The sequence below is a fragment of the Stenotrophomonas sp. genome, assembly GCF_032099025.1.
Lineage (GTDB): Bacteria > Pseudomonadota > Gammaproteobacteria > Xanthomonadales > Xanthomonadaceae > Stenotrophomonas.
Map to the genome: position 1 here is coordinate 472,031 of NZ_DAMCID010000001.1, position 25,572 is coordinate 497,602.

Below are 25,572 nucleotides of genomic sequence, written 5' to 3' on the forward strand. Positions count from 1 at the left end.
TCATTTACATTCTGGATGCCAGCATGCGACCCAGTGGAAAACCCCATCGCGCCCTGTTCGAGCTGGACCTGCTGCGCGCCATGGCGATGGTCGCCGACTGCGGCAGCTTCACCACCGCCGCCGCGCGCCTGCACTCCACCCAGTCCACCGTCAGCCAGAAGATCCGACGCCTGGAACAGCTGGCCGGCCATCCGCTGCTGGTGCGTGGCAATCGCGACGTTCACCCGACCGACGCCGGGCAGACCCTGCTCGGCATCGCGCGGCAGATGCTGGCACTCAACGACCAGATGGGCGAGGCCCTGGCGGGCGCTACGGTAGCCGTCACCCTCCGCCTCGGCGTGCCGGAAGACTTCGTGAGCGCCCGCACCACCGAACTGCTCGGGCGTTTCAACCGCCGCCATCGCGGGGTGAAGCTGGAGGTCACCAGCGGCCTCAGCCGCGACCTGGCCAATGCCTACGATCACGGCGAACTGGATCTGGTGCTGGTCAAGCAACGGCGCAACAGCCGCCAGGGCGTGCAGTGCTGGCCCGAGCCGATGCGCTGGGTGGACAGCGTCCGCAGCCCCTGCATCGGCCTGGACCCGGTGCCGCTGGTGACGTTCCCACCGCGCGGCCTCTACCGCGACGAGCTGATCGCGGCGGTGGAAGGCATGGGCCGGCGCTGGCGGATCAGCTTCACCAGTTCCAGCCTCAGCGGGATCCAGGGCGCTGTCGCCGACGGCATGGGCATCAGCCTGCTGCCGGCACGCGCCATGACCCGCGAACACCGCGCACTCACCCCGCGACACGGCCTGCCACCGGTCGACAGCATCGAGATCGCGATGCTGCATCGAAGCAATGCCGAGCCGCTGGTGCTCGAACTGGCGACGCAGTTCACACGCCTGCTGGATCGCGAGCGGCGCTGACGGGCGACCATCGCCACCGGGCGGCCGGAGGCGTGCAGAGAGTGACGGGCCTCTCGTCCCGCGTATAGGAATAATCCTAATCTGGCGTCAGGGCATCTTTGCCGGACAGTGAAGCAGTAAGAATGGCGCAGACCCAACGAGTGCGCGCCTCCTTTGTCCCTACGCCCTACAGGCCCCCTGCACGGAACGGCATGCCCACCCGTGCTGAAGATCGCGCTGCTGGATGACCATGATGTCGTCCGGCGCGGCAGCGTCGTGCACCTGGCCAACGATCCGCGTTTCCAGGTGGTGGGCAATCACGCCCGCAGCCGGGCATTGATCAACACCCTCACCCAGCACGTCGTGGACGTGGCCGTGATCGACTACGCCCTGGCCGAAGGCGACCTGCAGGGCATGGAGCTGCTGCGCATGCTGCGCCGCCGGTTCCCGCGCGTGCGGCTGCTGATGTTTTCGGCCAACGTGCATCACGTGATGATCTCCAACACCATTGCCGCTGGCGCCGCGGGCGTGGTGTCCAAGGGTGAACCACTGGAGGCGTTGGCCCGCGCGGTCGGGCGCGTCGCCGCCGGCCACATCCACCTGCCGGTCAACTACCGCGATGAACACGAGGCGCACCGCCTGTCGCCCAGCGAGCGCGAGGTACTGCAGCTCTGCCTCAGTGGCATGACTGTGACCGACATCGCGCTCAAGCGGCACCGCAGCATCAAGACCATCAGCACCCAGAAGCATGCCGCCTTCCGCAAGCTGGGCCTGCGTACCGACCGCGACCTGTTCACCCTGCGCCACCAGCTGGCGGTACTGTGAGCGGCGCCGAATGGGCACGCACCAGCACCCTGCTGCTGGTGCTGGCCGCCTTGCTGCCGCCTGGCTTGGCCACCGCCGCCCCGACGCCCCGCACAGTGCGGGTGGCGACCGACCCGTCGCAGCACCGGTTGCTGGCCACGGAGAGTCGCGCGGCGCGTGACGCCAACCTGATCAGCGGCTACGCGCGCCTGGTGTCGGAACAGACGGGCCTGCAGTTCCGCGAGCAGCAGGTCGACTCCACCCGCGCCGCGCTGCAGGACCTCTGCGATGGTCGCGCGGACCTGATGCTGCTGCTGGGCGCACTCGACGAGGCGCCGTGTGCCGCGCTGGCAGCATCGCCGGCGTATTACCGGGGCCAGGCCCTGCTGGCCAGCAGGCACACCCTGCCCAATCCGCCGGACCTTGCGGACCTGCGGCGGGTGGCGGTGGTGCGTGGCAGCCGTCATGACGAATGGCTTGCCGCTTACCACCCGCACCTGCAGGTCATCGGGGTGCCCACCCTGCGCGAGGCGCTGGCCGCCGTGGAAACCGGCGTGGTCGACGTTGCATTGGGGCTGGACGTGGTGATGCGGCCCCTGGTGCGCCGCGACCACGGTGACAGCCTGCTGCTGCATGGCGGCCGCGCGAACCTGCCGGGCAGCCTGCACCTGGTGGTCCGTCACCAGGACCGGGCCCTGCTCGAACAGATCCACCAGGCGATGCGCTCGATCAGCCCGCAGGAACATGCCGAGCTGATGCAGCGCTGGACCAAGGCCACCTACCTGAGCGGACCGTCTTTCGCGGTGCTCTCGCGGCATTTCGGCTGGGAACTGCTGGCCATGGGCGTAACCCTGCTGCTGATGCTGTCGGCCGGATTCTGGCTTCGCCGTGCGCAGCAGTCGGCACGCCGCAGTGAACGCCAGCAGGCGCGCTTCATCGCCATGATGAGCCACGAAGTGCGCAATGCCGCGCAGGCCCTGGTGACCTCGGTGGACCTGCTGCACCAGTCCGGGCTCGACCAGGGCCAGCGCCAACTGGTCAATGCCGCCCGCGCCGCCGGTGCAGGCCTGCGCTACCTGCTGAGCCACGCGCTGGACTACTCACGTCTCGCTGCTGGCGAGTACCATCCCACCCCCCGCTGGGAGGACCTTCGCCAGCTGGTCCGCGAATGCATGGCCGTGGTGCGTCCATCCGCCGAGGGCAAGGGCCTGGTGCTCGCGCTGAAGCAGACCACCGACCCGATGCCACGCGTGTGGATCGACGGCGACGCCCTGCGCCAGGTGCTGAGCAACCTGCTCGGCAATGCACTGAAATTCACCGACCAGGGACACATCGAGGTGAGCATGGGCCTGCACCTGGACGCCGACAGCGCGCACCTGCGGGTGGCGGTGCGCGACTCCGGCATCGGCATCGCACGCGAACATCAGGACAGCGTGTTCAAGCCCTTCGCGCAGGCGCATGGCGCCCGGTCGCGGCAGGTGGGCGGCGCGGGCCTGGGCCTGTCCATCTGCCACGACCTGGTGCGCGCACTGGGCGGGACCCTGCAGTTGAGCAGCGCACCGGGACAGGGCAGCTGTTTCGCGGCATGCATACCCGTCGTTGTCGAGGCGGCCGGCGCGCCCCCCATGGGCAAACCACTGGCTGGGCGCACCCTGCTGCTGGTCGAGGACCATGCCTTGAGCCGTAGCATGGTCAGCCGCCGCCTGGCCGCGCTCGGCGCATCGGTGACCAGCTGCGCCGACGGAGCCAGCGCGGTGCGCAACCAGGCCGCCGAACCCTGCGGCGTCGTGCTGCTGGACTGCACGCTGGATGACATGAGTGGCTACGAGCTGGCAGTGCTGCTGCGCCAGCTGGAACAGCAGCGTGGCGCCACGCCCGCCCTGCTCGTCGCCTTGTCCGCCAACGACTCTGCGGCGCACGTCGAACGCTGCCGCGCCTGCGGCATGGATGCGGTGCTTTGCAAGCCGCTCGACACCCGCCGGCTGCTGGACATCCTGCGGGTGGACCCTGTGGACCCGCCCCCGTCCAGCGCGGCGGGCGCGGACCCGGGCGGCGACCCCATGTGGCTGCAGTTCCTGCAGTCGCTGCAGGAGGAGCAGACGGCCCTGCAGGACGCCCTGCGCCAGCAGGCCGCCAACCGCCTGCGGCATCACGCCCATCGCATGGCGGGCATCCTGCGCATGCTGGGGCAGCCCGCACTGGCGGCGATCGCCGGGGACCTGCACGAGCTGGAGCTTGACGATACGGCCGACTGGCAGGAGGCCGAGCGGTTGCTGGGCTATCTGCGCCCGGCGGTAGCACTGATGGTGCGCGGCGGGGTTACTTCAGCTGCAACGGATACCGCTGCCACAGCACATGCACGAGAAAACCCGTCAGTTCCGGATCCTTTCCGCTGATCGCCGCACGGATCTTGTCCAGCAGCACCATGTCGCTGCAGGTGCGCACGTCGCCCTGCCCGGCCTGCCCTGCACGACGTGCACGGTAACGGGCTGCACGCTGCGCATCGGTCATGGCGTAGCCGAACGTGGGCGGACGGCCGCGCTTGCGCGGCAGCATCAGCTCCAGGGTGCCGGGGTCTTCTTCATCACGCATGACGGGCAGAGAAGTAAAACGGGGGCGCGCACGATATCGTGAGCGCTCACAGAAATCCAGCGGATTTCTGTGAGCGCCCTCAACGGGCGACCTGCCACTCCGCCAGACGCGCACCCAGCCAGACCAGCGCAAATCCGGCAACAAGGCTGATGCCCAGATAGGTCGGCATGACCCACCCGCGCCCGCTGCGCACCAGCAGCACCGCCTCGAGCATCATCGAAGAGAACGTGGTCAGGCCGCCGATGACGCCGACGACCGCGAACGCACGCCAATACAGCGCCGCGCTGCCGCGGGTCTGCAGCCACACCACGACGTAGCCCACCGCGAACGCGCCCACCAGATTCACCGCGAGCGTGCCCCACGGGAAGCCGCTGCCAAACTGGCGCAGCAGGGCGTCGCCGACCATGAACCGAAGTGCCGCACCCAGCGCGCCGCCGGCCATCACCAGGCCCAGCTGCTGCCACCATGTGCCGAAACCGCCCATCACTCCTGCGCTTTGCGTGCGCGGGCCTGCTCGCGTTCGGCGCGCAGCCGGTCGAGCTTGTCCTTGAGCTTGATCTCCAGCCCGCGGGGCACCGGCTGGTAATACACCCGCTCGCCCATCGCATCCGGGAAGCCGGTCTGATCCAGTGCGATGCCGCCCTCGGCGTCATGGTCGTACTGGTAGGTCTTGCCGTAGCCGAGCTCCTTCATCAGCTTGGTCGGCGCGTTACGCAGGTGCAGCGGCACGTCCTGCGTGCCGGACTCGCGAACTTCCTGCCTGGCCAGGTTGAAGGCGGCATAGCCGGCATTCGACTTCGCGGTGCTGGCCAGGTACAGCACCAGCTGCGCGAAGGCCAGCTCGCCTTCCGGACTGCCCAACCGCTCGTAGATGTCCCACGCCTCCAGCGCCATCGACTGCGCACGCGGATCGGCCAGGCCGATGTCCTCGATGGCCATCCGGGTCAGGCGCCGGGCCAGGTAGGACGGGTCGCAGCCCCCGTCGAGCATGCGCGTCAGCCAGTACAGCGCCGCGTCGGGATTGGAGCTGCGCACCGACTTGTGCAGGGCCGAGATCTGGTCATAGAACTGTTCACCGCCCTTGTCGAAGCGGCGCGTGCGGTCGGCGAGCACCTGCACCAGCATCTCCGGGCTGATCCGACCGCCTTCGCCGCCGGCCAGTTCGGCCGCGATCTCCAGCAGGGTCAGCCCGCGGCGAACGTCGCCGTCGGCGGCGGTGGCGATCTCCAGCAACGCCGCGTCGGTCACCTGCAGCGCGTCGCCGCCCAGGCCACGCACCGGGTCCTGCAACGCACGCTGCAAGGACTCGACGATATCCGCCGGCGATACCGCTTCCAGCACGTGCACGCGGCAGCGCGACAGCAGCGCCGAATTCAGCTCGAAAGACGGGTTTTCAGTGGTGGCGCCGACAAACACGATGGTGCCGCGTTCGATGTGCGGCAGGAACGCATCCTGCTGGGCCTTGTTGAACCGGTGCACTTCGTCCACGAACAGCACCGTGCGGCGGCCTTCCGCGAAGCGCTGCGCGGCCTCGGCCAGCACCACGCGCACGTCGGGCAGGCCGGACAGCACGGCCGAAATCGCCCGGAATTCGGCGTCGGCATAATGCGCAAGCAGCAAGGACAGCGTGGTCTTGCCGCACCCCGGCGGGCCCCACAGGATCATCGAGTGCACGTGCCCGGATTCCACCGCGCGGCGCAGGGCGCTGCCCGGGGCCAGCAGACGCTTCTGGCCGACCATCTCGTCCAGCGTCTGCGGGCGCATGCGCTCGGCGAGCGGGCGCATGCTGTCCCGATCTACCGCCAGCAGATCGGGCCCGTTGAATGTCGTTCGGTTTCTGGCCACGCGGCTATTGTAGAGCGATCAATCGCCGATGACGTCGGTGCCCTTCGGCGGGGCGAAGCTGAAGGTGCCGGCCGCAAAGCCCGGGTTGCGCTTCCAGCCGGTGAAGCTGATCACCGTACGCTGGCCGACTGCATCCACCACTTCCATGCGCGCCAGGCCCTGGGCATTGAAGCCGAGCGCGGCGTACTGGAAGGACGTTTCGGTCTCGCGCTTCGGGCTAAGCGACAGCCACTGCAGGCCATCACGCGGCGCGGCTTCTTCGCTCACGTCGTACTGCTGGTCCAGCAGCTTCGGGTTGATCAGCGCGGTCAGCGGGCTGTTCTGCTCTTCGGCACCCTGGGCGCGCTTGGTGGCCTGCTCCAGGTCCTTTTCGTACACCCACACGTTCTTGCCGTCGGCAATGATCAGCTGCTCGTGCGGCTTGAGGTACTCCCAGCGGAACTGGCGCGGTGCCGACAGCGCGACGCGGCCGCTGGTGGTTTCCTTCACTTTGCCCTTGCTGTCGAACACCTGCTGGCTGAACTGCCCGTCCAGGCCCTTCAGGCCCTGGCTGAAACGGTTCAGTTCGTCGCGGGCGCCGGCCCACGCACTGGCCGATCCCACGCTGGCACAGACCAGGGTGGCGGCAACGAGATAGCGGCGGAAGGAGCTGTGCATACGGGGATCCAGTGACAAGGATTGAGGATGGCCGACAGTGTGCCGACGCCATCCTGAATGGGCAATCAGGGACCGGCCTGGACCGTACGCAGGTCGCCGTAGACCACCTGCCCCCGGAACCCGCGCCGCACCTGCTGGTAGAGCTCACGGAACGCAGGATAGTCGGCCGGCTCGCACAGCGCCTGGGCGCCCCGCACCGCGCGCTGGTGCAGCCGGTGGCGGGCCACGATGGTCTGGCCCTCGCGCGACCAGGTCAACGCGTACTCGCCGGCCGCGTTGCGGAACTGCTGGTTGCGCGGCATGGCCACGATGGGGATCCCGGCCGGGAACTCGAGCCGGTAGGTTTCCTCGCGCTGGTTGTCGTTGCAGTAGAAGGGCGTGGCGTTTTCCGGCGCGGAGGTGGTGGTGTAGATGTCGCGGAAGGATTCGCCACCCGGCGCGTCCGGCAGCGCCATCCCGCCGACCACGCCGAAGTCGACGTAGTCGCTTGCATGGAAGTCGTAGCGGTAATTGAACGGACGGGTCAGGTCCTGCGGGTCGCCCACCAGGGTGAGCGAGCCGCTGCCATCGAAGCCGGACGCCGCCATGATCGACTCCTCCACGCGCGCCCGGTTCTGCGCGTTGAGCCGCGCGAACGAGCCACGCAGGCCGATCTCGGTGACTTCGCGCGGCTGCTGCACGGTCTGCCCGGCCAGGTTGCCGCTCGGGTCGAAGCGGAACGTCACCTCGAACCCCGCGCCGTTGCGCGCGGCATCGTTGTCCGGCGTGCGGGCCACGGTGGCCTGGCGGGTGTGCAGCACCGGCGCGCCCAGATCGCCCTCGGGCAACTGGCCGAAGCGTGCGTAGGCACTGGTCGAGTCCAGGTACAGGTCGAACTCGGGCACGTAGGTGATGGCGTGGTTGAAGCGCCCCAGCAGCGGAATGGCCGGCAGGGTCGGGCCGCCGCCCGCGCCGATCAGCACCGGGGTGCTCTCGATGCCGCGGGCCGCCAGCAGCGCCTCCAGGATCACCACATGGTCCTTGCAGTCCCCGTAATGGTTGTCGAGGATGCTCTGCGCCGGATTCGGCTCCAGCCCGCCATTGCCCAGGTACACGGCCACGTAGCGGATGTTCTGCGACACCCAGCGATACAGCGCGGCAGCCTGTTCGCGGGGGTCGTCGATGCCGCGGGTGACCTCGTCGGCCAACGCCTGGATGCCCGGGGTGACCTGGGCCGCCTCGCCGCCCTTCACCTGGTAGGCGCGCGCCACCTGCGACCAGTCGCGGTAGGTGCTGGCCATGATGGTGGGACTGAACTCCCAGGCGGCCGCGGACCAGTTCTGCACCTGCATGGGATCGGCGCGACGGTACCGCCATTCCCACCGTGCCTGGCCATCACGGTGCTGCGGCGACTGGCCACCCTCGACGCCGCGCGACTGCACATGCATCGGCAGGCTGGACGGCGCGGTGAGGGTCACGCGCGCATCGTCGTACTGGGTAAACACATTGAAGGTTTCCCACAGCCCGAAGTAGCCCGGGAAGTACGGCGTGTTCTGGGTGCGGCGGGTCTGGTAGATCACGCGCGTGCCGGGCGCCAGGTTCGGGAACACCACCACCCGCACCTTGCGGTCGGCGTACATGGCCGCGGCCGCGCTGGAATAGCTTTCCTGCGTGTAGATGCGGTCGGCCGGCACGTCGCGGCGCTGGCCGTCGGCGGTGGTGTATGCGGCCAGGACGTCCAGCGTTTCCATCTTCTCGCTGTAACTCAGCCGCACCTGGCTGAACTGCTCGACCGCGGACTTGGTCTTGAGCAGGATCTCGTATTCTTCGGTCTGCACGTTGCCGGCGTCGGGCCGCACCACGTAGTCGGCCCGATATCGCACGAAACTGTAGTTGTTGCTGGCCTGGGTGTCGCTGGCCGGGGTGGCCTGCGCCGGTGGCGGGGCCATGGCGGGCACGGGAATCCGGGCCGGTGCCGGCGTGGCGGACTGGGCGCAAGCCTGCGCGGGCACCAGCGCCACGGCGCACACCGCCAGCCATGTCATGCGGTTCATTTGCGGTTCCTTGCGGTGCGCAGCCACGCAGGGCGTGGCTCTACGGATCTTGCAGCCACGCAGGGCGTGGCTCTACGGGTGCGCGTTTATTTTGGCGGCGGCGGGGCGAGGACGCTGCGGTCGCCATTGTGTTCAGGCGGGCTCACGACACCAGCGGCTTCCATGGCTTCGATCAGGCGGGCGGCGCGGTTGTAGCCGATCTTGAGGCGGCGCTGCACGCCGGAGATCGAGGCGCGGCGGGTCTCGGTGACGATGCGCAGCGCCTCGTCGTACAGCGGATCGGACTCGTCCCCTGCCCCGCCACTGGCTTCCGGCAGGCCGCCCGCGCCGACCACGACGCCATCGCCCATCATCTGCACTTCGTCCAGCACGCCACTGATGTAATCGGCCGGGCCGCTGGCCTTGAGATGCTCGACCACGCGATGCACTTCCTCATCCGACACGAAGGCACCGTGGACACGGTCCGGCAGCGCGGTGCCCGGCGGCAGGTACAGCATGTCGCCGTGACCGAGCAGCGTCTCGGCGCCGGACTGGTCCAGGATGGTGCGGGAGTCGATCTTGGAGCTGACCTGGAAGCCGATGCGGGTCGGAATGTTGGCCTTGATCAGGCCGGTGATGACGTCCACCGACGGGCGCTGGGTCGCCAGGATCAGATGGATGCCGGCCGCACGCGCCTTCTGCGCCAGGCGTGCAATCAGCTCTTCCACCTTCTTGCCGACGATCATCATCATGTCGGCGAATTCGTCGATGAAGATGACGATGAACGGCAGCGTCTCCAGCGGCCGCGGCGCCTCGCCCAGTTCGGGATTCGGCTTGAACAGCGGGTCCATCAGCGGCTGGCCGGCGTCCTCGGCGTCCTTGACCTTCTTGTTGAAGCCGGCCAGGTTGCGCACGCCCACCGCGCTCATCAGCTTGTAGCGCCGCTCCATTTCGGCCACGCACCAGCGCAGGCCGTTGGCGGCCTCCTTCATGTCGGTGACCACCGGCGCCAACAGGTGCGGAATGCCCTGGTAGACGCTCAGCTCGAGCATCTTCGGGTCGATCATCAGCATCCGCAGGTCTTTCGGCGAGGCCTTGTACAGCAGGCTCAGCACCATGGCGTTGACCGCCACGGACTTGCCCGAGCCGGTGGTACCGGCCACCAGCAGGTGCGGCATGCGCGCCAGGTCGGCCACGGTCGGCCGGCCGGCGATGTCCTTGCCCAGCGCCAGGGTCAGCGGGCTGGTCGACTTGTCGTATTCCTTCGAGCGCAGCAGCTCGGAGAGGTAGATCATCTCGCGGGTGACGTTGGGGATTTCCAGGCCCACCACCGACTTGCCCGGAATCACATCCACCACGCGCACCGACTTGACCGACAGCCCGCGCGCGATGTCCTTGTCCAGCGAACTGATCTGGCTGACCTTGATGCCGGGGGCCGGTTCGATCTCGAACCGGGTGATCACCGGGCCCGGATAGGCGCCGACCACCTGGGCTTCGATACGGAAGTCCTTGAGCTTGAACTCGATCTGGCGCGACAGCGTTTCCAGCGTCTCTTCGTCGTAGCCCTTCGGCTGCGGCTTGGGGTCGTCCAGCAGTGCCAACGGGGGCAGGTCCGAGCCATCGCCGTTGACCCCGCGGAACATGGGAATCTGGGTTTCGCGCTTGGCGCGGTCGCTCTTCTCCAGCACCGGCTCGGGGCGCGGCTCGATCTTGACCGGCTCACGCTTGGCGCGGACCTCGGCGTCGACCTTGCGCACTTCCTGGCGTTCTTCGCGCAGGGCGCGGGTCTGCTGCCATTCGCTGGCCTGTTCCTTCTTCTTGCTGAGCAGCGGCGGCAACGCCAGCACCGCCCGGCCGATCTTCTCCATCACCACGAACCACGAAATGCCGGTGGCCAGGGTGATCGACGCCAGCAGCAGCACCAGCACGAACATGTTGGCCCCCAGCGCACCAAAGCCGGCGCTGAGCGAGTTGCCGACCAGCCGACCCAGAATGCCGCCCGCGTGCGCGACATCGCCACTGAACAGGCGCAGATGCAGGAAGCCGGTACCGGCGATCAGGAAGCCCACCAGTCCGACCAGGCGCAGCGCCGGATCCAGGTCGTGCTCGCCCTTGCTCTCGCGCTTGAGCCCGAACATGGCAAACCAGGCCAGCGCGCCGAGCACGATGGGCAGCACGAAGGCGATGTAGCCAAACAGCTGCAGCAGCACGTCGGCGATCCACGCGCCAACCCGCCCACCCATGTTGTGGATGGGCGCCACCACGCTGCCGGTATGCGACCAGCCGGGATCGGCTGCCGAATAGGTGAACAGACTAGCCACCAGATACAGCAGCGCCGGCGCGATGGCGATCAGGCCGAGATCGCGCCACAGGCGCTGCTTGCGCGGGTTGTCGACCGGCGCCGGCGCAGCCGCCGCACGGCGCGACGACGCCTTGCTGTCGGGAGACTTGGTTCGTTCCGGGACCTGCTTCGCCACCTTAGACCAGACCTTGGGAATGCACTGTTAGTGCTTGATAATAAACGACTGACGTCCCCCAAGGTAGGTGCCAACCGCTGGTCGGCACACTTGGAGGCGCCGGCGACCGTCAAATCCCCGGCGCGCTGTTGATCGACCTCCCTGCCGGGCTGCGTCGTTCCATCGCTCGCCTTGAATCAGCCCGCCCCTGCCGCCACTCTATGACCTGTCTTGGACGCACGGCAATCCTCCGCCAGCGCCCCGCCCCATCATCTCTTTGCGAGTCTACATGAGCAATTCCAAGCCTTCCCGCCACCAGAAGCTCGTCATCCTCGGTTCCGGCCCGGCCGGCTGGACGGCTGCGGTGTACGCCGCGCGCGCCAACCTGAACCCGGTGGTGATCACCGGCCTGCAGCAGGGCGGCCAGCTGATGACCACCACCGAGGTCGACAACTGGCCGGGCGACGCCCACGGCCTGATGGGCCCGGACCTGATGGCGCGCATGCAGGCCCATGCAGAGCGCTTCGAGACCGAGGTGATCTTCGATCACATCCACACCGCCGACGTGTCCCAGCGCCCGTTCAAGCTGATCGGCGACAGCGCCGAATACACCTGTGACGCGCTGATCATCGCCACCGGCGCCACCGCCAAGTACCTGGGCATTCCCACCGAAGAGGCCTTCAAGGGCCGCGGCGTGTCGGCCTGCGCCACCTGCGACGGCTTCTTCTACCGCGACCAGGACGTGGTCGTGGTCGGCGGCGGCAACACCGCCGTGGAAGAGGCGCTGTACCTGTCCAACATCGCCCGCAAGGTCTACCTGGTCCACCGCCGCGACACCCTGAAGGCGGAAAAGATCATGCAGGACAAGCTGTTCGCCAAGGTCGCCTCGGGCAAGATCGAGACCGTGTGGCACCACCAGGTGGAGGAAGTGCTGGGCAACGACGCCGGCGTGACCGGCGTGCGCGTGAAGTCCACCCTGGACGGCAGCACCCGCGACATCGACGCCCACGGGTTCTTCGTGGCCATCGGCCACCACCCCAACACCAGCCTGTTCGAGGGTCAGCTGACCATGAACAACGGCTACCTGGACATCCGCTCCGGCCTGGGCGGCAACGCCACCCAGACCTCGGTGGAAGGCGTGTTCGCCGCCGGCGACGTGGCCGACCAGCACTACCGCCAGGCGATCACCTCGGCCGGCTTCGGCTGCATGGCCGCCCTGGACGCCGAGCGCTACCTGGATGCGAAGGGCGAACTGGGCTGAGCGACCCCGTCGCCCCGCAACGTGAACCGAAGGCCGACGCAGCAGCGCCGGCCTTTTTCTTTCCCCCCGCAGGGTTGAATCGCGGGCGACCCGCCTTTCCGGGAACAGGACGCCCACTTGACCGACTGTAGCCCAAAGGCTACAGTCCTGGCCATGGAGATGAAGCGCACCCACGAGTTCATCGCGTGGATCGACGCCCTCAAAGATGTTGCAGGGCGCGCTAGAATTCTTGCCCGTATTCGGCGACTGGCGGATGGCAATCCCGGTGACCATCGAAATCTGACCGGTGGAATATCCGAACTTCGCATCGATGCAGGGCCCGGTTATCGGGTGTATTACACCCAACGAGGCAATCAGCTCATCATCCTGCTGGTCGGGGGCGACAAGAGCTCACAGCAACGCGACATTGAGAGCGCGAAGGAATTGGCCCGCAATCTCTGATGTCATGAAGAAGAATCCAGCCGACACGCAACAATGCAACCGGAGCACACCATCATGACCACCAAGAAGAAGACTCCGCTGGAGGCATTCGACGTCGCGGAGCATCTTCGCACCCCGGAAGAAATGGCTGCGTACCTGGACGCCTGCATCATGGAAAGTGATGGTGACTCGGCATTCATCGCCAAGGCGCTGGGTGACATTGCACGCGCGCAAGGCATGAGCAAGGTCGCCCGCGACGCAGGCGTGTCGCGCGAGAGCCTCTACCGCGCCCTTTCCGGCGAGCGGAGTCCAGACTTCGCGACGATCCTCAAGGTAACCCGGGCCCTTGGCGTGCAACTACACGCCAGCGCGGCCTGAGTGCCGCACCCGGACACGGATGATGGCCGACGCAGCAGCGCCGGCCTTTTTCTTTCCCCCCTTGCACGGGTTAAGCCGCAGGCGACCCGCCCGGCTTGGAACAGGTGTGCTGAAACTCTACCGGCGCGGTGGCGACCCCATCCACATCACGCAACACCACGCTCCACCTGGCATCGCCGGTGAGCGACCCCCGGCAACGCATCAAGACGGTGATCGGCGTGTTCGGATCGTCGAAGGTCGTCTTGCTTGGCCTGCATGCACCCGGCGAGCTGCAGTTGGCGGTCGTGAACTCCATGGTGACTGGAAACTGCGGATGGCCGGCAAACGGCAGCGTGATCTCCTGCGAGGTGCCCGCGGCGAGCGAGATGTCCGGAATCTGCTGCAGTACGAACGGCTCGCAGGTCTTTCCTTCGCGGAACAGGCGGACGCCCTTCTCCACCCCCTTCATGGATGCCTCCCGGAATACCGGATCTTGCAAGGCAACCGAGTCCTCTGCATTGGAGTGGTAGGCAATTTCCACCAGGACGGACGGCATGGTTCCGATGCGGTTCTCACCGTGGCCACCCGGGCTGGCATCCTGTCTCGCAGGGAAATTCTCGTAGCCAGGTTGCGCACGAATCAACTCACGCATTCCGCAAAGGACACTCTCTGCCAGAGGACGGTCGTCAGGTTTGTCTCCGTGGTAATAAACCTCGACACCACGAATCGCACCAAGCTCGTGACCGTTGGTATGCAGACTTATCATGGTGCCAACACCGAGATGATTGGCATACAACGGCCTGGCACGGATATCCTCCTTCACCTCACGATCGGCATCAGTGTCGTTTGGGAGCGAGTTCCAGATATCGGTGCGATCAGGCAGCAATGTCTTCAAGTGATATCGAGACGACATGTAGTCCCACGGCCGATTCGACTCAGGGTGGGGATCCTGCGAACGATTTCTTGCTCGATTGACGCCCGAACCGCTACGTTCCTCAAGCAGGCGTTGCAGCGCATCACCATATGGTGGCGTAATCATATCCTCGCGAAAGCCAAACGCGTCCGGCCGCTGGTAATCCCAGTTCAAAGCAGGATGCACTCGCACCAAGCCATGACTGGCGGACACAAGCGCAGTCTGATTCCGCGCGTCGATTCGCGCACGGGGCGGCACGGCAAGTTCCGCAGGGTAGTAAGACTTGAGTGGCTTTCCCTGATAGCGGAAATCCACACCGACGATGGGCAGCCCTGCCTGCTCCGCATAGTGCCGAAGCGTTACCGCAAGCTCATGGAGGAACACTTCCGCCTCGTCAGGACCTGGCAGGAATCCCGGTCCGAAATCGGCGAGGATCACCCTGTCGTCCATATTGATGGAAACACTGACATCAACCACGCGAAGCCTGCCTCGGCTCTGGAGATAGGCAGTTACCTTTCTGGACGCCTCTTTCTCCAGCACAAGAATCAGCTCGGCATCGACATGCCACCTCGTCATCGAAATGTCAGCGCCTGCCTCAAGCCGCCGCTCTGCATTGGCGACCGTCACTTCCGCCGGCGACGCTATTGCACCACCAGCCACAAACAGCACTCCGCAACCTGCCGCGATCATCTGTAGGGTGTTTCTTACCATCGTTCTTCTCCTTGAAGGGGTCGGCGCATCCCCGGATGCGTTCACGCAATCTGCGCGCTTCGCGCGTCGGCTTGCGCGCGCCAACGCACGCTTTCTCGGCGTCACAGAACGACCTTCCGATCGCTTTCCGGAACACCATCTACCCCGCCTGAAATCTCCCCTTCGGCATCGGCCTGCCCTATCCTCTAGCCATGCCCGATCCACGCTTTCTCCATCGCCTTTCCGTCCTCCCCGCCGCCGACTGGGACGCCCTGCACGACGGCCGCAATCCGTTCGTCAGCCATGCCTTTCTTGCCGGGCTCGAGGCGCACGGCTGCCTGCGCGCGGAATGGGGGTGGCGGCCACGCCACTTCACGCTGTGGGAGGGCAGCAGGCTGGTGGCGGCCGTGCCCGGTTACCTCAAGGACAACTCGCATGGCGAGTTCGTGTTCGACCATGCCTGGGCCCATGCCTATGCCCGCCACGGGCTGGAGTACTTCCCGAAATGGCTGGGGGCGGTGCCGTATTCGCCGGTGACCGGGCCGCGCCTGCTGGCCGCCGACGACGCCACCCGCGCGCAGCTGGTGCAGGCGCTGCGCAGCGAGGTCGCGCGGATGGGCTGGTCGTCGGCGCACGTCAACTTCCATGTGGCGACTGACGACACGGCATTCGGCAACGACTGGCTGCTGCGCGAGGACATCCAGTTCCAGTGGCACAACCCCGGCCACTGGCAGGATTTCGAGGGCTTCCTGGCCGCGATGGACCACAAGCGCCGCAAGAACATCCGCCAGGAACGCGCGAAGCTGGCGCGCACCGGCGTGACCTACCGGATCGTGCACGGCGACGAGGCCAGCGAGGCCGACCTGCAGGCCATGCATGGCTTCTACCTGCAGACCTTCAGCGAATACGGCAATTCCCCGGCGCTGACCCTGCCCTTCCTGCGCCACCTGGCCGGCACGATGCCCCGCCAGCTGGTGATCTTCCTGGCGATGCTGGACGACGAGCCGGTGGCCGGCGCGCTGTGCCTGCGGGGCGGCGACACGCTGTATGGCCGTTACTGGGGCGGCGCCACCCTGCCCGGCCTGCACTTCGAGACCTGCTACTACCAGGGCATCGATTACTGCCTGCGTGAAGGCCTGGCCCGTTTCGAACCTGGCGCGCAGGGCGAGCACAAGCTGGCGCGCGGGTTCCTGCCGCACACGGTGCGCAGCCGACACTGGATCGCCGAGCCGGACTTTGCCGGTGCGCTGGCCGGTTGGTGCGAACAGGAACGCGAGGAAGTGGCACGCTATGCGGAGGTATTGGCCGGGCACAGCCCGTTCAAGGCGCCGGACGCCGCATGAGCCGACACCTGCCATGGCTGCTGGACGAACGCCCCGATGCGGCATTTCCACCTGCGGAAACCGCCCTGCGCGACCCGGACGGACTGCTCGCCCTGGGCGGCGACCTGTCGCCGGTGCGGCTGCTCAACGCGTATGCGGGCGGCGTGTTTCCGTGGTTCTCCGAGGGCCAGCCGCTGCTGTGGTGGTCGCCGGACCCGCGCATGGTGTTCCGCACGGAGGGCGTGCGCCTGTCGTCGCGCTTCCGTCGCACCCTGCGGAACAGCCACTGGACCCTGCGTGCCGACACCCGGTTCCGCGAGGTGATGGACGCCTGCGCCGCCAGCCCCCGCCCCGGGCAGGACGGCACGTGGATCACCCGCGACATGGTCGAGGCGTACGTGGCGCTGCATGCCATGGGACATGCGCATTCGGTGGAGGTGTACGACGGCGACACGCTGGTGGGCGGCATCTACGGCGTGGCCATCGGCCGGATGTTCTTCGGCGAAAGCATGTTCAGCGCGGTCAGTGGCGGCTCGAAGGTGGCGCTGGCGGGCCTGGCGTACCGGCTGCGGGACTGGGGCTGGCCGTTGATCGATGCCCAGGTCGAGAACGATCACCTGCTGCGCATGGGCGCCGAGCATTGGCCGCGGGAGCGGTTTTTGGAGGTGGTGCGGAGGCAGGTGCGGGAGCCGGGGCTGGCAGGAAGCTGGGAAGCGGCGTTCGGGGCAGTGCCGGCCCACGTGGTCGCGGGGTAGCGGCCGGGGTTAACACAAACTTTGCATCCACGGGGAAGTGCGCGTAAAATGCCCGCTCTTAAGGCCAGCTCGGCCGTTTACAGAACTGCACAGGACTACATGTCGAAAGACGACTCCATCGAGTTCGAAGGCACCGTCAGCGAGACGCTGCCGAACACCACTTTCCGCGTTCGACTGGAAAATGGGCATGAAATCATCGCCCACATCTCCGGCCGCATGCGCAAGAACTACATCCGCATCCTGACGGGCGACCGCGTAAAGGTCGAAATGACGCCCTACGACCTGACCAAGGGTCGCATCACCTACCGCATGAAGTAAGCGGTACGGGTTTCCCGCCAGAAGGCCGGCCACGCGCTGGCCTTTTTGCGTGCGCGCCATTCAGGCATGTCCGTGCCAAGCGGCACCCTGACCCTCCACACCCTGCCGACGGTCAGCCTGCCTTGATGCAGATTCGCCCTTGGCGGCGCAGGCGCATTGTGATGCCCGGTCCACTCCGGATCGTCATCGCCTGGCCCCCGACATGAAAACCCTGCTCCCCCTGTGCCTGCTCGCCGCCTGCAGTCTTGCCGGCGCCGCATCCGCCCAGACGGCACCCGCTGCCGCGCAGCCCGGCAGCGAGTGCGTTGCCCTTTCCAGCGACCAGCAGCTGGTGCGCAAGGGCGCGGACCGCAGCATGCTGCTCCGCAACGGCACCGACCATTACATCGTCCATTTCGCAGGCTCGTGCAGCAGCGCGAGCTTCTCGCGCAAGCTGACCTTCGTAACCCCCGGCCAGGAAGGCCAGCTGTGTGGCGCACGGGCCAGCAAGCTGCGCACCGATACGCAGAGCTGTGACGTGACCACCCTGGAGCCGATCACCGCCGAGGCATTCGCGAGCCGCGCCCGCCGATAAGGGCTGGCCAACAAAAAACGCCCCATCGGGGGCGTTTTTCGTTCACATCAACCCGCGGTCACTCGACCGTCGCCGGCAGGCGGCGCTCCGGCTCGGCCTGCGCCTCGACGAACAGCTCGTCGTCGCGCACATCGATGCTCACACGGCCACCGTCGACCAGCTTGCCGAACAGCAGCTCGTCGGCCAGCGGGCGCTTGACCTTGTCCTGGATCACGCGCGCCATCGGACGGGCACCCATCAGCGGGTCGAAGCCGTGGCGGGCCAGCCAGTCGCGCGCCGTCGGGGTGGCCGACAGGCTGACGTGCTTTTCCTGCAGCAGCATCTCCAGCTCGATCAGGAACTTGTCCACCACGCGCAGGATGTGCTCGAAGCCCAGCGGCTGGAACTGCACGACCGCATCGAGGCGGTTGCGGAATTCCGGCGTGAAGCTCTTGCGGATGATCTCCATCGCGTCGGTGGCGTGGTCCTGGCGGGTGAAGCCGATCGAACGCCGCGACGCCTGTGCGGCACCCGCATTGGTGGTCATTACCAGTACCACGTTCTTGAAGTTGGCTTCGCGCCCGTTGGTGTCGGTGAGCACGCCACGGTCCATGACCTGCAGCAGGATGTTGAAGATGTCCGGGTGGGCCTTTTCCACCTCGTCCAGCAGCAGCACGCAGTGCGGAGTCTTGACGATCTTCTCGGTGAGCAGGCCACCCTGGTCGAAGCCGACATAGCCCGGGGGCGCACCGATCAGGCGACTGATCGAATGCGGCTCCATGTACTCGCTCATGTCGAAGCGGACCAGCTCGATGCCCAGCTGCAGCGCCAGCTGCTTGGTCACCTCGGTCTTGCCCACGCCGGTGGGGCCAGCGAACAGGAAGTTGCCGATCGGCTTCTCCGGATTGGCCAGGCCGGAACGGGCCAGCTTGATCGCCGACGACAGCGTCTCGATGGCCGGATCCTGGCCGAAGATCACCATCTTCAGGTTGCGCTCGAGGTGCTTGAGCACGTCCTTGTCGGTGGCGCTGACCTGCTTGGCGGGGATACGCGCCATCTTGGCCACGATGGTCTCGATCTCTTCGATGTCGATGAGTTCCTTGCGCTCGCCTTCCGGCAGCAGCCGCTGGCGTGCGCCGGCCTCGTCGATCACGTCAATGGCCTTGTCGGGCAGCAGGCGGTCGCCGATGTGCTTGACCGACAGATCCACCGCGGCCTGCAGCGCGTCATCGGCATAGGTCACGCCGTGGTGCTCTTCGTACTTCGGCTTGAGGCCCTGCAGGATCTCGTAGGTTTCGCCCACGGTGGGCTCGACGATGTCGATCTTCTGGAAGCGACGCGCCAGGGCACGATCCTTCTCGAAGATACCGCGGTATTCCTGGAACGTGGTCGAGCCGATGCAGCGCAGCTCGCCCGACGCCAGGGCCGGCTTGATCAGGTTGGACGCGTCCATGGTGCCACCCGATGCCGAACCGGCGCCGATGATGGTGTGGATCTCGTCGATGAACAGCACCGCATTGGGCATCTTCTTCAGCGCGCTGAGCACGCCTTTGAGTCGCTTTTCGAAGTCGCCGCGGTACTTGGTGCCCGCCACCAGCGCGCCCAGGTCGAGCGAGTAGATGACCGCGTCGGCCAGCACGTCCGGCACCGAGCCTTCCACGATGCGCTTGGCCAGGCCTTCGGCGATGGCGGTCTTGCCTACGCCAGCCTCGCCCACGTAGAGCGGGTTGTTCTTGCGGCGGCGGCACAGCACCTGGATGGTGCGCTCGATTTCATCGCGGCGACCGACCAGCGGATCGATCCGGCCATTGCGGGCGGCGTCGTTGAGGTTGCTGGCGAATTCGGCCAGGGCATCGCCCTTGCCCTCACCCTCGCCCCCTTCGGCACGCCCCTCGGCATCGGCCGACGGTGGCACCTCGCCGTCCTCGCCCAGCTTGGCAATGCCATGGGAGAGGTAGTTGACGATATCCAGCCGGGTCACATCCTGCTGGTTGAGGTAGTAGACCGCATGCGAGTCCTTCTCGCCGAAGATCGCCACCAGCACATTGGCGCCGGTGACCTCCTTCTTGCCCGAGGACTGGACGTGGTAGACAGCCCGCTGCAGCACGCGCTGGAAGCCCAGGGTGGGCTGGGTGTCGCGGCCGTCATCTTCGGCCAGGCGGGACACCGAGGCCTCGATGGCCTGCTCCAGTTCCTGGCGCAGGCGTTCGGCGTCCGCCCCACAGGCCTTGAGCACGGCCTGGGCGGACGGGTTGTCGAGCAGTGCCAGCAGCAGGTGTTCCACCGTCATGAACTCATGCCGGGCCTCACGGGCGCGCTTGTAGCACTGACCGATGGTGTGTTCGAGGTCTTTACTGAACATGTTCTACTCCGGCGGCAGTTGAGAACAATATGCGGCCTAGCTGCGCAATTTCCATCACCCTAGCGGATCGGTGCGTTCATATGGCGTTATGGCCGGATCCAACGGCCGGGGACGGCCACCCGGCGCCAACACGCGGGCCGGCCAACGGCCGGCGCTACCGGGGTGCGTCCGGCGCCATCAGTAGATTGATCCAGATCCCCAGGGGCCCGTAAAACTCCGTCGGTCCGGCCGCTGGCCGGACACCGCGCGCAGCGCGGCTCAAGCACTCAACCACAGTGCACCTCGGATGGAACACTCCATCCGACGTTTGAACCCACCGACGCCGCCTCGAACCGGGACTACCCCGTCTTCTCCATCGTGCACAACAGCGGATGCTGGTTCATGCGCGAGAATTCGTTGACCTGGGCGACCTTGGATTCGGCCACTTCGCGGGTGAACACCCCGCAGACCCCGCGCCCGCGGGTATGGACGTGGAGCATCACCTGGGTGGCCTTGTCCAGGTCCATGGCGAAGAAGCTCTGCAGCACGGTCACCACGAAATCCATCGGGGTGTAGTCGTCGTTCAACAGCATCACCTGGTAGAACGGCGGCGGGGCGACCTCCGGGCGGGCCGGTTCCAGCGCTACGCCGTGGTCGTGATGGGGTTCTTGGGAGGGCTCGCGGGGCATCCAGACATTATAAACGCCGGATCCACCAGATTGGACGTTGCCCCCCTGCCCCCGTCACAATCCACTCATCCGAACACACTTTCACAGGGACTTCATGAAAAGGATCGCCACCGCGCTGCTGCTGACCGCCACCATCTTCGGGGCCCACGCCGCAACGCCCGACAAGGCCGTCGGCCGCGTGCTGGACACGCTGAAGTACCCCTATGAGGTCGACGAGGACGGCGACTACAAGATGGTCTTCGACCTCGATGACGGCCGCACCCAGCTGGTCTTCGTGCGATCCACGGTGGAAGAATACGGCAAGCACAAGATCCGCGAGATCTGGTCGCCGGGCTACAACGCCCCGGGCAAGCAGTTCCCCGCCGCCGTGGCCAACCGCCTGCTGGAAGACTCCCAGGACGCCAAGCTTGGCGCGTGGGTCAAGCAGGACCAGCTGGCCATGTTCGTCGTCAAGGTCGACGCCACTGCCGGCGCCGATGCGCTCAGCGACGCGATCGACGCGGCCATGCGCACCGCCGACGCGATGGAAGCCGAGCTGACCGAGACGGACGAATACTGAGGTGAATGCCGTGCAGGACCAGCGCTGGGCACCGCACGTGACCGTGGCCACCGTCGTGGTGCGGGACGGCGAACTGCTGCTGGTGGAGGAGTCCATCGATGGCCACGCCGTGCTCAACCAGCCGGCCGGCCACCTCGAACCGGGCGAGAGCCTGGCCGCCGCGGCGGTGCGCGAGACTCTGGAAGAGACCGGCTGGACCGTCGCACTGACGGCCTTCATCGGCACCTACCAGTGGACCGCCCCGGACGGCACGCCGTTCCTGCGCTTCGCCTACGCGGCCGAACCGCTCTCGCACGACCCCGCGCGCCCGCTGGACGCCGGGATCCTGCGCGCACTGTGGCTGGCCCCGGCAGCGCTGCAGGCCGAGGCGGCGCGCCTGCGCAGCCCGTTGGTGTGGGCGGTGGTGGCCGACTACCTGGCCGGCCAGCGCTACCCGCTGTCACTCGTGAAGGACACCGCATGAGCACGCCCCGGATCATGGTCGGCGTGTCCGGCGGCGTGGATTCGTCGGTGGCGGCGTGGCGGCTGGTGCAGCAGGGCGAGCCGGTGGCCGGGCTCTTCATGCAGAACTGGGCCGATGACGGCAGCGGCGACTGCCGCGCCGAGGACGACCGCCGCGACGCGGTGGCCGTCTGTGGCCTGCTCGGCATCCCGTTCCATTTCCGCGATTTCTCCGGCGAATACTGGAAGGGCGTGTTCGAGCACTTCCTGGCCGAATACGCCGCCGGCCGCACGCCCAACCCGGATGTGCTGTGCAACCGCGAAGTGAAGTTCAAGCACTTCCTGGACGCGGCCCGCGAGCTGGGCGCCGAGCGCATCGCCACCGGGCATTACGCGCGCGTGGCGCAGGTGGGTGGCCGCTGGGCGCTGCTGCGCGGTGCCGACCGCAGCAAGGACCAGAGCTACTTCCTGCATCAGCTGGGCCAGGCCCAGCTGGCCGCCACTCTGTTCCCGATCGGCGACCTGCAGAAGAACGACCTGCGCCGGATCGCCCGCGACGCCCGCCTGCCCACCCATGCCAAGAAGGATTCCACCGGCATCTGCTTCATCGGCGAGCGTGATTTCCGCGAATTCCTGGGCCGCTACCTGCCCGCCCGGGCCGGCGAGATCCAGGACCCGGACGGCAACCGGATCGCCGAGCATCCGGGCGTGTTCTATTTCACCCTGGGCCAGCGCGAGGGCCTGAACATCGGCGGCGTGCGCGGCCGTCCTGCGGCGCCGTGGTACGTGGTCGGCAAGGATGTGGCCAGCAACGTGCTGTACGTGGACCAGGACCGCGAGAGTCCGTGGCTGCAGTCCACCCGCCTGCATTCGGAGGTCGCACACTGGATTGCCGGCGACCCGCCCGCGCGCCGGTTCGAGTGCACCGCACAGACCCGCTACCGCCAGCCCGACGAACCCTGCACGGTGCTCGTGCGCGACGACGGCACCCTCGAGGTGCGCTTCGCGCGCCCGCAGCGTGCCGTCACCCCGGGGCAATCCCTGGTGCTGTATGACGACGAGGTCTGCCTGGGTGGCGCCGTGATCGCCGCCACCGACGCGCCGCTGGAGCAGCGCCTGCGCACCACCCCTTCCCCCTTTGAGGTATCTGCTGCATGAGTTTTTCCGTCGACGACCGCGTTCTTGCCCTGGCCGGCATCGCCCAGGCGCTGCAGCAGGTGCGCCGCATCGCCGAAACCGGCCACTCCGAGGCCAGCGTGGTCCGGACCGCGGTCGACAGCGTGTTCAAAATCGACGCCGACAGCCCCCAGGCGGTGTTCGGCAGTGTTTCCAACGTCGCACCGGGCCTGCGCCTGCTGCACAACTACTTCCGCAACCAGGGCCAGGACGAGATGCTGCCACGCCTGGCGCTGGCGGTGCTGCAGCTGGAGCGCCGCTTCGTGCGCGAGCATGCGGTGGTCGAGCAGGTCAGCCAGGGCATCGGCCGCGCCCAGCGCCAGTCGGTCGAACTGGGCGACAGCGCCCACCCGGACGTGCTGGCCACGCTCGGCGGCCTGTACGCCGACACCATCAGCCACCTCAAGCCGCGCGTGATGGTCCAGGGCAACCCGCACTACCTGGGCCAGGCCGGGGTGGTGGCCGAGATCCGCGCCCTGCTGCTGGCGGCCGTCCGCTCGGCGGTGCTGTGGCGCCAGACCGGCGGGCAGTACTGGGACTTCCTGATCTCGCGCAAGGCGATGATCGAGGCTGTGGACCGTCAGCTGCGCTGACGGTGCCGGTCTGCCACGCAGGGCGTGGCACTACGAGGACGGTGCCGGTCTGCCACGCAGGCCCTGGCACTACGAGGACGGTGCCGGTCTGCCACGCAGGCCCTGGCACTACGAGGACGGTGCCGGTCTGCCACGCAGGGCGTGGCGCTACGAGGACGGTGCCGGTCTGCCACGCAGGGCGTGGCACTACGAGGACGTAGAGCCACGCCCTGCGTGGCTGCGCACGGCGCGCGCACGAAAAAATGTGCGCCGTGCCTAAAGCAAACGGGGGTACGGCCGATACATCTTCCGTGCACCTCCCCGAGAACGTCCATGTACTCACGCATTTTCATTCGTCTGGCCGCCCCCCTGGTCCTGACCCTGCTGCTTCCCTTCGCCATCGGCTTCGAATGGCCTGTCGCCCTGCGCTGGGCGATCCTGACCACGATGACGCTCAGCTGGCTGGGCTTTGCCTGGTGGACTGCCCGCGCCCAGAGCCAGCGCTCGCCTGAGCATGCCCGCATGATGCGGGAACAGGACCAGCTGCTGACCGACCTGCGCTCGTTCGTCGGCAACGAAATCGACGGTTCGCGCGGCGAGATCGAACGTGCCCGCGACCTGATCCGCCAGGCCGTGGCCGGCCTGGGTGGCAGCTTCGACGCCATGAACCGCAAGTCACGCCAGCAGAGCCAGGCACTGGCCCGCATCGTCGACCGCGCCGGTGAAGACGGCGGCGCCGGCGTCGACGTGGCCCGCTTCGCCCAGCACGCCAGCCACCGCATGGAACAGCTGGTGGAAGCGCTGGAACAGGTCAGCGGCCAGAGCAGCACCACCGTGCAGCACATCGACCAGATGGCGCAGCACCTGGATGGCATCTTCGCCCTGCTGGAAGACGTCAAGTCGATCGCCGACCAGACCAACCTGCTGGCCCTGAACGCCGCCATCGAAGCGGCCCGCGCCGGCGAGGCAGGCCGGGGCTTTGCGGTGGTCGCCGACGAGGTCCGCAACCTCTCCGAGCGTTCGACCACCTTCAACGAGCAGATCCGCAAGCTGGCGCACAGCTCCAAGGATGCCATTGCCAAGGTCCGCGAGACCGTGTCCAACATGGCCTCGCGTGACATGGACCGCTCCCGCGAAGCGCGCCACGAAGCGGCGCAGATGCTGGACAACGTGGCCCAGATCAACGCATCGCTGGGCGATGGCATGCGCGAGATTTCCGAGTGCGGCCGTGCGATCGACAGCAGCGTTGCCGAGGCCGTCCGCGCCCTGCAGTTCGAAGACATCGCCACCCAGGCGCTGGGCGGCGTGCATACCCACCTCGACCGCCTGACCTCGATCAACCGCGAGGCCGTGGCCCTGCAGGAACTGCTGCACCGCAATGGCGGCGTGTTCGACGCCGAGGTCGCCACCGCCCTGCAGCGTACCGGCAGCCGCCTGCGTGAAATGCGCAGCGAATGGGAACGCCCGCCGCACAAGCCGGTGAGCCAGCAGAGCATGGCCGCTGGCGCGGTCGAGCTGTTCTGATCGATGGTGTTGTGTGCCGGCAACGGCACCCCACACGGCCCCGCTGATCCCGGGGCCGTTGTGCGTTCACCCCCGCCCCCGCTGCAGATGACCGCCCCATGCTGCTGAATGTTGCCCCCACCCCCTCCACGCATGCCGGCGCCGTGCCCGCGACCGACGGCGCCGCCGAGGTCGCCCGCGCCGCCGCTTCCACCGTCACCCCGCCTACCGGGCGTGCGTTGCTGGCGGCGCTGGAGCATCAGGCGCAACGGGAGCTGGCCGAAATGGCGGCGACAACAGCCGCGGCCGACCCATGTCCAGATCCCGCGTTCGCGGCATTGGCATGGGACCTGGGATTGAGCGGAGACGACGTTGCGGCGACCGAATCTCCGAACGCGACGTGACAATTCTCGGTGACCTACCCGAATCTCCGAACGTGACGTGACAATTCT

The 25,572-nt window shown here is 67.2% G+C and carries 25 protein-coding genes; 16 read left to right on the top strand and 9 right to left on the bottom strand.

Annotation, left to right across the window (positions count from 1 at the left end; all coding sequences use genetic code 11):
• Positions 1–23 precede the first annotated feature (23 nt).
• The 3 genes from RT456_RS02020 (at position 24) to RT456_RS02030 (ending at position 4,084) form a co-directional block, all read left to right on the top strand.
• Complete coding sequence (locus tag RT456_RS02020; protein WP_313341767.1) at positions 24–905, top strand: LysR substrate-binding domain-containing protein; 882 nt, start codon at positions 24–26, stop codon at positions 903–905.
• A 201-nt stretch (positions 906–1,106) separates the two neighbouring features.
• A complete protein-coding gene (locus tag RT456_RS02025; RefSeq protein WP_313341770.1) occupies positions 1,107–1,709 on the top strand; it encodes a response regulator transcription factor in 603 nt (200 codons plus the stop codon).
• The gene (locus RT456_RS02030) at positions 1,706–4,084 is read left to right on the top strand and encodes an ATP-binding protein (RefSeq protein WP_313341773.1); all 2,379 of its coding nucleotides are present in this window, start codon (positions 1,706–1,708) and stop codon (positions 4,082–4,084) included. The genes RT456_RS02025 and RT456_RS02030 overlap by 4 nt, the downstream gene beginning before the upstream one ends.
• Here the strand turns inward: RT456_RS02030 and RT456_RS02035 are convergent.
• The 6 genes from RT456_RS02035 to RT456_RS02060 all read right to left on the bottom strand — a co-directional run bounded on the left by RT456_RS02035 (position 4,008) and on the right by RT456_RS02060 (position 11,271).
• On the bottom strand, positions 4,008–4,280 hold the full coding sequence (locus tag RT456_RS02035; protein WP_313341776.1) for a hypothetical protein: 273 nt from the start codon (positions 4,278–4,280) through the stop codon (positions 4,008–4,010). The genes RT456_RS02030 and RT456_RS02035 overlap by 77 nt on opposite strands.
• Before the next feature lie 79 nt (positions 4,281–4,359).
• Positions 4,360–4,764 carry a fluoride efflux transporter CrcB gene (gene crcB, locus RT456_RS02040; protein ID WP_313341918.1) on the bottom strand — a complete coding sequence of 135 codons (405 nt, stop codon included), beginning with the start codon at positions 4,762–4,764 and terminating at the stop codon, positions 4,360–4,362.
• Positions 4,764–6,065 (bottom strand): replication-associated recombination protein A, encoded by a 1,302-nt coding sequence (locus RT456_RS02045; protein WP_313341779.1) that lies wholly within the window; start codon positions 6,063–6,065, stop codon positions 4,764–4,766. Before RT456_RS02045 ends, crcB begins: the two co-directional genes overlap by 1 nt.
• 78 nt (positions 6,066–6,143) lie before the next feature.
• Complete coding sequence (lolA, locus tag RT456_RS02050) at positions 6,144–6,782, bottom strand: outer membrane lipoprotein chaperone LolA (protein WP_313341782.1); 639 nt, start codon at positions 6,780–6,782, stop codon at positions 6,144–6,146.
• Between the two features lie 65 nt (positions 6,783–6,847).
• Complete coding sequence (locus RT456_RS02055) at positions 6,848–8,710, bottom strand: DUF3857 domain-containing protein (RefSeq protein ID WP_313341921.1); 1,863 nt, start codon at positions 8,708–8,710, stop codon at positions 6,848–6,850.
• Positions 8,711–8,901: 191 nt separating this feature from the next.
• Positions 8,902–11,271: a DNA translocase FtsK 4TM domain-containing protein gene (locus RT456_RS02060; RefSeq protein ID WP_313341785.1), complete on the bottom strand. Its 2,370-nt coding sequence runs from the start codon at positions 11,269–11,271 to the stop codon at positions 8,902–8,904.
• Positions 11,272–11,539: 268 nt separating this feature from the next.
• On the opposite strand from RT456_RS02060, the gene trxB reads away from it, so the two are divergent.
• From trxB to RT456_RS02075, 3 genes are all read left to right on the top strand, one after another.
• Positions 11,540–12,511, top strand: coding sequence for a thioredoxin-disulfide reductase (trxB, locus tag RT456_RS02065; protein WP_313341788.1), 972 nt, complete (start codon positions 11,540–11,542; stop codon positions 12,509–12,511).
• A gap of 153 nt (positions 12,512–12,664) precedes the next feature.
• Positions 12,665–12,952 (top strand): type II toxin-antitoxin system RelE/ParE family toxin, encoded by a 288-nt coding sequence (locus RT456_RS02070; protein WP_313341792.1) that lies wholly within the window; start codon positions 12,665–12,667, stop codon positions 12,950–12,952.
• A 54-nt stretch (positions 12,953–13,006) separates the two neighbouring features.
• Positions 13,007–13,309: an addiction module antidote protein gene (locus RT456_RS02075; protein ID WP_313341794.1), complete on the top strand. Its 303-nt coding sequence runs from the start codon at positions 13,007–13,009 to the stop codon at positions 13,307–13,309.
• Between the two features lie 70 nt (positions 13,310–13,379).
• Here the strand turns inward: RT456_RS02075 and RT456_RS02080 are convergent, their stop codons facing one another.
• The gene (locus RT456_RS02080; RefSeq protein ID WP_313341797.1) at positions 13,380–14,912 is read right to left on the bottom strand and encodes an N-acetylmuramoyl-L-alanine amidase; all 1,533 of its coding nucleotides are present in this window, start codon (positions 14,910–14,912) and stop codon (positions 13,380–13,382) included.
• 191 nt (positions 14,913–15,103) lie between these two features.
• Here RT456_RS02080 and RT456_RS02085 point away from each other — a divergent pair, with 191 nt between their 5' ends.
• The 4 genes from RT456_RS02085 (at position 15,104) to RT456_RS02100 (ending at position 17,860) form a co-directional block, all read left to right on the top strand.
• A complete protein-coding gene (locus RT456_RS02085) occupies positions 15,104–16,234 on the top strand; it encodes a GNAT family N-acetyltransferase (protein ID WP_313341800.1) in 1,131 nt (376 codons plus the stop codon).
• Positions 16,231–16,968 carry a leucyl/phenylalanyl-tRNA--protein transferase gene (gene aat / locus RT456_RS02090; protein WP_313341803.1) on the top strand — a complete coding sequence of 246 codons (738 nt, stop codon included), beginning with the start codon at positions 16,231–16,233 and terminating at the stop codon, positions 16,966–16,968. The genes RT456_RS02085 and aat overlap by 4 nt, the downstream gene beginning before the upstream one ends.
• A gap of 99 nt (positions 16,969–17,067) precedes the next feature.
• Positions 17,068–17,286: a translation initiation factor IF-1 gene (gene infA, locus RT456_RS02095; protein ID WP_005409596.1), complete on the top strand. Its 219-nt coding sequence runs from the start codon at positions 17,068–17,070 to the stop codon at positions 17,284–17,286.
• Between the two features lie 202 nt (positions 17,287–17,488).
• Positions 17,489–17,860: a hypothetical protein gene (locus RT456_RS02100; RefSeq protein WP_313341805.1), complete on the top strand. Its 372-nt coding sequence runs from the start codon at positions 17,489–17,491 to the stop codon at positions 17,858–17,860.
• 58 nt (positions 17,861–17,918) lie between these two features.
• Here the strand turns inward: RT456_RS02100 and clpA are convergent, their stop codons facing one another.
• Positions 17,919–20,201, bottom strand: coding sequence for an ATP-dependent Clp protease ATP-binding subunit ClpA (gene clpA / locus RT456_RS02105; protein ID WP_313341808.1), 2,283 nt, complete (start codon positions 20,199–20,201; stop codon positions 17,919–17,921).
• A 338-nt stretch (positions 20,202–20,539) separates the two neighbouring features.
• A complete protein-coding gene (gene clpS / locus RT456_RS02110) occupies positions 20,540–20,869 on the bottom strand; it encodes an ATP-dependent Clp protease adapter ClpS (protein WP_313341811.1) in 330 nt (109 codons plus the stop codon).
• A 94-nt stretch (positions 20,870–20,963) separates the two neighbouring features.
• Here clpS and RT456_RS02115 point away from each other — a divergent pair, with 94 nt between their 5' ends.
• From RT456_RS02115 to RT456_RS02140, 6 genes are all read left to right on the top strand, one after another.
• Complete coding sequence (locus tag RT456_RS02115; protein ID WP_313341813.1) at positions 20,964–21,428, top strand: hypothetical protein; 465 nt, start codon at positions 20,964–20,966, stop codon at positions 21,426–21,428.
• Between the two features lies 1 nt (position 21,429).
• Positions 21,430–21,891, top strand: a complete 462-nt coding sequence (locus RT456_RS02120; protein ID WP_313341815.1) for an NUDIX hydrolase — start codon at positions 21,430–21,432, stop codon at positions 21,889–21,891.
• A complete protein-coding gene (gene mnmA / locus RT456_RS02125; protein ID WP_313341817.1) occupies positions 21,888–23,027 on the top strand; it encodes a tRNA 2-thiouridine(34) synthase MnmA in 1,140 nt (379 codons plus the stop codon). Before RT456_RS02120 ends, mnmA begins: the two co-directional genes overlap by 4 nt.
• Positions 23,024–23,638, top strand: a complete 615-nt coding sequence (gene hflD, locus RT456_RS02130) for a high frequency lysogenization protein HflD (protein ID WP_313341820.1) — start codon at positions 23,024–23,026, stop codon at positions 23,636–23,638. The genes mnmA and hflD overlap by 4 nt, the downstream gene beginning before the upstream one ends.
• 312 nt (positions 23,639–23,950) lie before the next feature.
• Positions 23,951–25,141 (top strand): methyl-accepting chemotaxis protein, encoded by a 1,191-nt coding sequence (locus RT456_RS02135; RefSeq protein ID WP_313341822.1) that lies wholly within the window; start codon positions 23,951–23,953, stop codon positions 25,139–25,141.
• 98 nt (positions 25,142–25,239) lie between these two features.
• A complete protein-coding gene (locus RT456_RS02140; protein ID WP_313341825.1) occupies positions 25,240–25,524 on the top strand; it encodes a hypothetical protein in 285 nt (94 codons plus the stop codon).
• Positions 25,525–25,572: the final 48 nt, after the last annotated feature.